The sequence below is a fragment of the Agromyces sp. P1_H4 genome (assembly GCF_056405255.1).
This window is the reverse complement of the sequence record NZ_JBFUCL010000190.1, coordinates 1-7,343: the sequence shown is the minus strand read 5'-3', so window position 1 is coordinate 7,343 and position 7,343 is coordinate 1. Positions and strand designations below refer to the sequence as shown.

Annotated in this window: 6 protein-coding genes; 4 read left to right on the top strand and 2 right to left on the bottom strand. The window is 72.1% G+C overall.

The features are described 5' to 3' along the window. Nucleotides 1–26: 26 nt before the first annotated feature. Nucleotides 27–848, bottom strand: a complete 822-nt coding sequence (locus AC1DY2_RS12175) for an NAD-dependent protein deacetylase (RefSeq protein ID WP_476762670.1) — start codon at nt 846–848, stop codon at nt 27–29. 110 nt (nt 849–958) lie between these two features. On the opposite strand from AC1DY2_RS12175, the gene AC1DY2_RS12170 reads away from it, so the two are divergent. After that, the gene (locus tag AC1DY2_RS12170; protein ID WP_476762669.1) at nt 959–1,792 is read left to right on the top strand and encodes a TrmH family RNA methyltransferase; all 834 of its coding nucleotides are present in this window, start codon (nt 959–961) and stop codon (nt 1,790–1,792) included. Next, nucleotides 1,789–3,114: a D-alanyl-D-alanine carboxypeptidase family protein gene (locus AC1DY2_RS12165; RefSeq protein WP_476762668.1), complete on the top strand. Its 1,326-nt coding sequence runs from the start codon at nt 1,789–1,791 to the stop codon at nt 3,112–3,114. Before AC1DY2_RS12170 ends, AC1DY2_RS12165 begins: the two co-directional genes overlap by 4 nt. Here AC1DY2_RS12165 and AC1DY2_RS12160 read toward each other — a convergent pair. Beyond that, nucleotides 3,096–3,881, bottom strand: a complete 786-nt coding sequence (locus AC1DY2_RS12160) for an SGNH/GDSL hydrolase family protein (RefSeq protein ID WP_476762667.1) — start codon at nt 3,879–3,881, stop codon at nt 3,096–3,098. The two genes, AC1DY2_RS12165 and AC1DY2_RS12160, sit on opposite strands and share 19 nt — an antisense overlap. A gap of 63 nt (nt 3,882–3,944) precedes the next feature. On the opposite strand from AC1DY2_RS12160, the gene AC1DY2_RS12155 reads away from it, so the two are divergent. After that, on the top strand, nt 3,945–5,750 hold the full coding sequence (locus tag AC1DY2_RS12155; RefSeq protein ID WP_476762666.1) for a DEAD/DEAH box helicase: 1,806 nt from the start codon (nt 3,945–3,947) through the stop codon (nt 5,748–5,750). Nucleotides 5,751–5,847: 97 nt separating this feature from the next. Beyond that, nucleotides 5,848–7,275: an MFS transporter gene (locus AC1DY2_RS12150; RefSeq protein ID WP_476762665.1), complete on the top strand. Its 1,428-nt coding sequence runs from the start codon at nt 5,848–5,850 to the stop codon at nt 7,273–7,275. Nucleotides 7,276–7,343: the final 68 nt, after the last annotated feature.

The following is a 7,343-nucleotide window of genomic DNA, read 5'->3' as shown; positions in this document are numbered from 1 at the left end:
CCATGCTGGCAGAACGACGGGCGTCGTCAGGACCGCAGGGCCTCGGCCATGGCGGCGAGCGTCTCGCTCGCGCCCGCGTCGATCTTCACCGCGGCCCGGCTGTCGCCCTTGGTGATGCCGCGGTTCACGACGATGATCGGCATGCGCCGGCGCCGCGCCAGCTCGATGAGCCGCATGCCCGAGTTCACGACGAGCGACGAGCCCGCCACGAGCAGGGTGTCGGCGGCCTGCACGAGCGACGCCGCGGCCTGGTACACGTCGACCGGCACGAACTCGCCGAAGAACACGACGTCTGGTTTCAGGATGCCCCCGCAGACGGTGCACGCGGGGATCACCATCGTCTCGACGTCGTCCACGTCGACGTCGCCGTCGGGCCGGGCCCGGATGGCACGCTCCAGGTCGATCGACGGGTTCAACTCGGCGAGCCGGTCGGCGATGGCCTGCCGCGCGTAGTGCTGGCCGCAGGTGAGGCAGAGCACGCGATCCATGCCGCCGTGCAGCTCGACCACGTGCCGGCTGCCCGCCCGGCGGTGCAGGCCGTCGACGTTCTGCGTGACGACGCCGTCGACGATGCCGCGCGCCTCGAGGTCGGCGAGCGCGAGGTGGCCCCCGTTCGGCCGGGCGGCGCCGAAGCTGCGCCAGCCCAGGTGACTGCCCGCCCAGTACCGCTTGCGCGCGGTCTCGGAGGCGAGGAACGCCTGGAAGGTCATGGGCGTGCGCACCGGCGCGCCCTCGCCGCGGTAGTCGGGGATGCCCGAGTCCGTCGAGACCCCCGCGCCGGTCAGCACCGCCACGCGCGAACCGCGCATGAGGCCGATCGCCGTCTCGAGCTGTTCGTCGGCGATCATCGGAGCTTCGAGGCCAGGCACCACGGCGTCTCCCTTCGACGTGGTCCGATTCTAGACGTGTCCGTTTTCCGGAATGTTTCGTGCACTGGCAGGCTAGGGGGAGGAGATCCATGCACATCGAACGAGTCCGCGACGCGGCATCCGACGCCGTGGCCGACTACGCCCGGCTCACCGACGTGACCCTGCGCAGTGCCCACGAGCCCGCCGAGGGCCTGTACATCGCCGAGTCGGCCAAGGTCATCCGCCGCGCGATCGGCGCAGGGCACCGCCCACGCTCGGTGCTGATGGAGGAGAAGTGGCTGGCCGGCCTCGAGGCCGAGCTCGCGCCGTTCGACGTTCCGGTGCACCTGGCCGACCCCGACCAGCTCGAGGAGATCACCGGCTACCGCGTGCACCGCGGCGCCCTCGCCGCGTTCGAGCGGCCGGTGCTGCCAGACCCCTCCGACCTGCTCGCGAGCGCGCGCCGCGTGGTGGTGCTCGAGGACATCGTCGACCACACGAACGTCGGCGCGATCTTCCGTTCGGTCGCCGCCCTCGGGGCCGACGCGGTGCTCGTGAGCCCGCGCTGCGCCGACCCGCTCTACCGCCGAAGCGTGCGGGTGAGCATGGGCACGGTGTTCCAGGTGCCGTGGACCCGGCTTCCCGAGTGGCCCGAGGCGCGCCGGATGCTGCACGCCCACGACTTCTCGATCGCGGCACTCGCCCTCGCCGACGACGCCGTGTCGCTCCGCGACCTCGCGGCCGACCCGCCCGAGCGGCTCGCGCTCGTCTTCGGCGCCGAGGGCGACGGACTCAGCAGGCACGCGCTCGAGGCATCCGACCGGGTCGTCACGATCCCCATGGCTCACGGCGTCGACTCGCTCAACGTCGCGGCCGCTGCCGCGGTCGTGCTGTACGCGCTGGCGGTCGAGCCCGCGGCATCCGATGCAGGAGACGCCCGATGAGCGCGACGCGCACGCAGGCGCACGGGTCGAGCACGCCCCCGACGCAGGGTGTCCCTCCGCGGCGGCCGAGCCCTCGCGTGTACCGGCGTCGGCGCATCGTCGTGTTCAGCGTGCTCGCGGTGGTGCTCGCCCTGCTCGTCAGCGGCGGCGTCTACACGGCCAACGCGCTCGGGGCACCCATCCCGTCGGCGGCGCCGCAGGTCACCGATCCCGCACCGGTCGCGGCCGCGCCGCAGCCCCTCGCTCTGCCCGGATTCGGCACCTACGCCGTGGGCGCGGTCGGATTCGACGGGCTGCTCGCGGCCGGCTCCGAGCAGCAGCCCATGCCGATGGCGAGCATCGCCAAGGTCATCACGGCCCTCGTCGTCCTCGACGCGCACCCGGTCGCGGCGGGCGAGGGCGRGCCCGACATCACCTACACCGAGGACGACGTCGACATCTACTGGGACCAGGTGGCGCAGAACTCGTCGGTCGCCCCGGTGGTCGCGGGATCGACGCTGTCACTCCGGGAGAGCCTCGAGGCGATGCTGCTGCCGTCGGGCGGCAACTACTCGATCTCGATCGCCAACTGGGCGTTCGGCTCCGTCGACGGCTATCTGACCGCCGCCCGCACGTGGCTCGACGCGCACGGGCTCGTGAACACGCGCCTCGTCGACACGAGCGGCCTGTCGCTCGATGACGTGAGCACGGCGGCCGAGATCGTCGAGCTCGGCAAGCTCGCCCTCGCCGACCCGACCGTCGCCGAGATCGTCGCGCTGCCCTCCGTGGAGGTGCCCGAGATCGGGAAGCTGAAGAACTCGAACAAGCTGCTCGGCACGCACGGGGTCGACGGCATCAAGACCGGCACGACGGATGACGCCGCGAACCTGCTCTTCTCCGCGGACTACCCCGTCGGCTCCACCACGGTCACCGTCGTGGGCGTGCTCCTCGGCGGCGAGACACACGCCGTGCTCAACGAGGCGATCGCCGCACTGCTCGACTCCGTCGCGCCCGGCTTCCACGAGGTGTCACCGCTCCAGGCGAACGAGGTGCTCGCCGAGTACGACACCCCGTGGGGCGACACGGCCCGCGCCCGTACGACCGACGGCGCCACCGTCGTCGTGTGGAACGACACGCCCGTCGACGTCGAGGTGCGTGCCGATCCGCTCACGCTCGCGAGTCGCGGCGACGAGGTCGGCACGGCCGTGGTGCACGCCGGCTCGCAGGAGATCACCGTGCCCCTGGTGCTCGACGCGTCCCTCGAGGACCCGGGCGCCTGGTGGCGGCTCGCCAACCCGGGAGCGCTCGACGCGCCGAAGCCGGCTCAGTCGGGCAGCGAGTAGGGACCGGCATCCGGCCGCTTCGCCGAGATGAGGTCGCCCGACGACTGATGCCGGATGCGGCGGAGCACCCACGGCACGAGGTACTCCCTGGCCCACGACAGGTCCTCGACCCGGGCCTGGCGCCACGTGCTCGCGGGCAGCGGTTCGGGCTTCATGGGCTCGAGTCCGTTCCCGACGTTGAGCGCCGCGAGCACCATGCGGGCGACCGTGTGGTGGCCGAGCGCGTTGAGGTGCAGGCGGTCGGGCGCCCACATGCGCTGGTCCTGGATCTCGGTCAGCGCCCACTGGTCGGCGACCACGCAGTCATAGCGCTTGGCGATGGTGCGCAGGTTCTCGTTGTAGATCGCCACCTTGCCACGGATGCCGCGGAAGACGGGCGAGAAGCCCACGTCGACGCCCGTGAAGATCACGATGGTGGCGTGGTCGCGGGAGAGGCGCTCGATGGCGTACTCGAAGCGCGCGGCGATCTCGTCGGGGTCGGTGCGCGGCCGGATCACGTCGTTGCCGCCCGCGGAGATCGTGATGAGGTCGGGCCGCAGCGCGAGGGCCGGCTCGAGCTGCTCGTCGATGATCTGCTGGATGAGCTTGCCGCGCACCGCGAGGTTCGCGTAGGCGAAGTCGTCGACGCCCTGCGACAGGACCTCGGCGACGCGGTCCGCCCAGCCGCGGTGCCCGCCGGGCACGCCGGGTTCGGGGTCGCCGATGCCCTCCGTGAAGGAGTCGCCGAGGGCGACGTAGCGCGACCAGGGATGCTGCTGCGTGACCATCCCCCCATTGTGCCAAGTCGCCGGGTTCGAGGATGTCGGGCGGCTCCGCTACCCTCGAATCCAGTGAGCACAGCGACCCCTTCCGGCCATCAGCCGGGCACCTCGGCCGCCGAGCATCTCCCGCCGTCGTTCCCCGAGCGGGCCGCCTGGGGCACCGCCAGCAAGCTCCGGGCGTGGCAGGCCGACGCCCTCGAGCAGTACCTGGCCGACCTGCCGCGCGACTTCCTCGCCGCCGCGACCCCGGGCGCGGGCAAGACGACGTTCGCGCTTCGGCTCGCCGCCGAGCTCCGATCACGGCGGCTCATCGATCGCATCACCGTGGTGGCGCCGACGGACCACCTGAAGCGCCAGTGGGCGGATGCCGCGGCGCGGGCCGGCATCCGGCTCGACCCGGGGTTCCGCAACGCCCATGGCCAGACTGCCCGCCACTACCACGGCGTCGCGGTGACCTACGCGCAGGTCGCGATGCGCCCGGCGCTGCACCGCGAGCTCACCCTCTCGGGTCGCTCGCTCGTCATCCTCGACGAGGTGCACCACGGCGGCGACACGCTCTCGTGGGGCGATGCCATCCGGGAGGCGTTCGAGCCGGCGACGAAGCGGCTGTCGCTGACGGGTACGCCGTTCCGCTCCGACACGGCGCCGATCCCGTTCGTGGAGTACGTGCCCGACAACCATGGCGTGCGGCTCTCGAAGACCGACTACAACTACGGCTACGGGCGGGCCCTGGCCGACGGCGTCGTGCGGCCGGTGCTCTTCATGGTGTACGCGGGCCACATGCGATGGCGCACGAAGGCCGGCGACGAGATGGAGGCGCGGCTCGGCGAGGACAACACGAAGGACATCACGTCCTCGGCGTGGCGCACTGCGCTCGAGCCCACCGGCGAGTGGATCCCGGCGGTCCTGCAGGCGGCCGACCGCCGGCTCACCGAGGTGCGGCACGGCATCCCCGACGCCGGGGGCCTGGTGATCGCCACCGACCAGACCGTCGCCCGTGCGTATGCGCAGATCCTCGAGCAGATCTGCGGCGAACCCGTCACCGTGGTGCTCTCCGACGAGAAGGAGGCGAGCGCGCGCATCGAGGAGTTCTCAGGCAACACGCGGCGCTGGATGGTGGCGGTGCGGATGGTGTCCGAGGGCGTCGACGTGCCCCGCCTCGCCGTCGGGGTGTACGCGACGAGCGCGTCGACGCCGCTCTTCTTCGCCCAGGCGATCGGCCGGTTCGTGCGCGCCCGGCGTCGCGGCGAGACGGCGTCGGTCTTCCTGCCCAACGTGCCGACGCTCATGGGCCTCGCCGCGCAGATGGAGCTCGAACGCGATCACGCGCTCGACCGGCGGTCGGGCGACCAGGATGACGACGGCCTCGACGACAGCCTCCTCGAGTCCGCGAACCGCGAGGAGCGCGCCTCCGAGGAGGCCGGCCTCGGCACGTGGGAGGCGATCGGGTCGGATGCCTCGTTCGACCGCGTGCTCTACGACGGCACGGAGTTCGGCACGCTCGCCGAACCGGGCAGCGACGAGGAGTACGACTTCATCGGCATCCCCGGCATCCTGGAGCCCGAGCAGGTCTCGGAGCTGCTGCGGCACCGGCAGGCGAGGCAGGCCCGGCGTGCGGGAGAGCGGCGCAAGCACACCGCCGAGGCGGAGGAGTCGGGCCGAGCCGAGCCGGTGGCGCTGTACCGCACCCTGAAGGAGCAGCGCGCACTCCTGAACAGCCTCGTCGGGCTCTGGGCCAGGCACACCGGCGAGCCGCACTCGCAGGTGCACGCCGAGCTGCGCCGCGTCTGCGGAGGGCCGGCGGTCGCGCAGGCCACGGTCACCCAGCTGCAGRCACGCATCGACTTCCTGCGCCGGCGACTCGGCAGCCGCTGACGCCATCGGCGCACCGTGGTCGCCGTGGTGCGACCGGTCGGCGCCCGTGCGGTCATCGGACCGACCGCGCACCCGTCGACTGTGCCAGCATTGACGGATGGACCGTCGCACACGGGTGCTCGTCGTCGCCATCATCGTCTCGTTCATCGCGTTCCTCGACGGCGCGGTCATCAACGTGGCGCTCCCGTCGATCGCGGCCGAACTCGGCGGCGGCCTCGCGCTGCAGCAGTGGGCGGTCGACGCCTACCTGCTGACCCTCGGGTCGCTGATCCTGCTCGCCGGCTCGCTCTCCGACTCGTTCGGCCGGCTCCGCATCATCAGGATCGGGCTCTACGGCTTCGCGGCGACGTCGGTGCTCTGTGCGGTGGCGCCCACCGGACTCGTGTTCGTGATGGGCCGGGCGCTGCAGGGCGCCGCGGGCGCGCTGCTCGTGCCGAGCTCGCTCGCCCTGATCATCGCGACGTTCTCCAAGGCCGAGCAGGGCAAGGCCATCGGCCGCTGGACGGCCTGGACGACGAGCGCGTTCCTGATCGGACCGCTCTTCGGCGGCATCCTCGTCGACCTGGCGTCGTGGCGGGCGGTGTTCTGGATCAACCTCCTGCCGATCGCGGTCGTGCTCGTGCTCATGCACGCCCTCGGCCGGGACGCCCCGAACCCGAACCGCGAGCGCATCGACTGGGTGGGCGCCGTGCTCGGCGTCGTCGGCCTCGGCGGCACGGTGTTCGCGCTCATCGAACAGGAGCGCTTCGGCTGGGACTCGCCCGTGGTGTACGTGCCGCTCCTCGTCGGCCTCGCCTCGCTCGTCGCGTTCGTGCTCTGGGAACGGCGGGTGCCGCAGCCGATGCTGCCGCTCACGCTGTTCCGCGCCCGCAACTTCGCCGCCGGCAATCTCGCGACGGTGTTCGTCTACGCCTCGTTCTCGCTGGGTCCGTTCGTCATGACGATCTTCCTGCAGCAGACCGCGGGCTTCTCGGCGACGGTGGCGGGACTCGCGACCCTGCCTCCGACGATCATGCTCGTGCTGCTCGGGTCGTGGTTCGGCGGGCTCTCCACGCGCTTCGGCCCCCGGGTGTTCATGACGCTCGGGCCGATCATCGTGGCGGTCGGGTACCTGCTCACGCTGAGCGTCCAGCCCGAGCTGAACTACTGGCTGCAGTTCCTGCCCGGCATCCTCGTCATCGGCCTCGGCATGGCCATGACCGTGGCGCCACTCACGTCGGCGATCCTCGGCGCAGTGGATCCCGCCCGGGCCGGCATCGGGTCGGCCGTGAACAACGCGGTGGCCCGCATCGCCGGCCTCGTCGCGATCGCGAGCCTCGGCGTGATCGTGGGCACGCAGCTCGACGTCGACGGATACCACCGGGCGGCGACGGCCACCGCGGTGTTCCTCGTCATCGGCGGAATCGTCTCGTGGATCRGCATCCGGAATCCCGCGGCGAGTCCGGATGCCACGGGCGCGACACCGCCGCCGGCCGAGGCGCCCTCGACCGGCTCCACGCACATCCCGCCGCACACCGTCGAGTGAGCCGCGGGGCCTGACGCGGCCCGACGCGCCCCGGAGCGGTCAGGCGACGGTCGCGTGGTGTCGTGGCC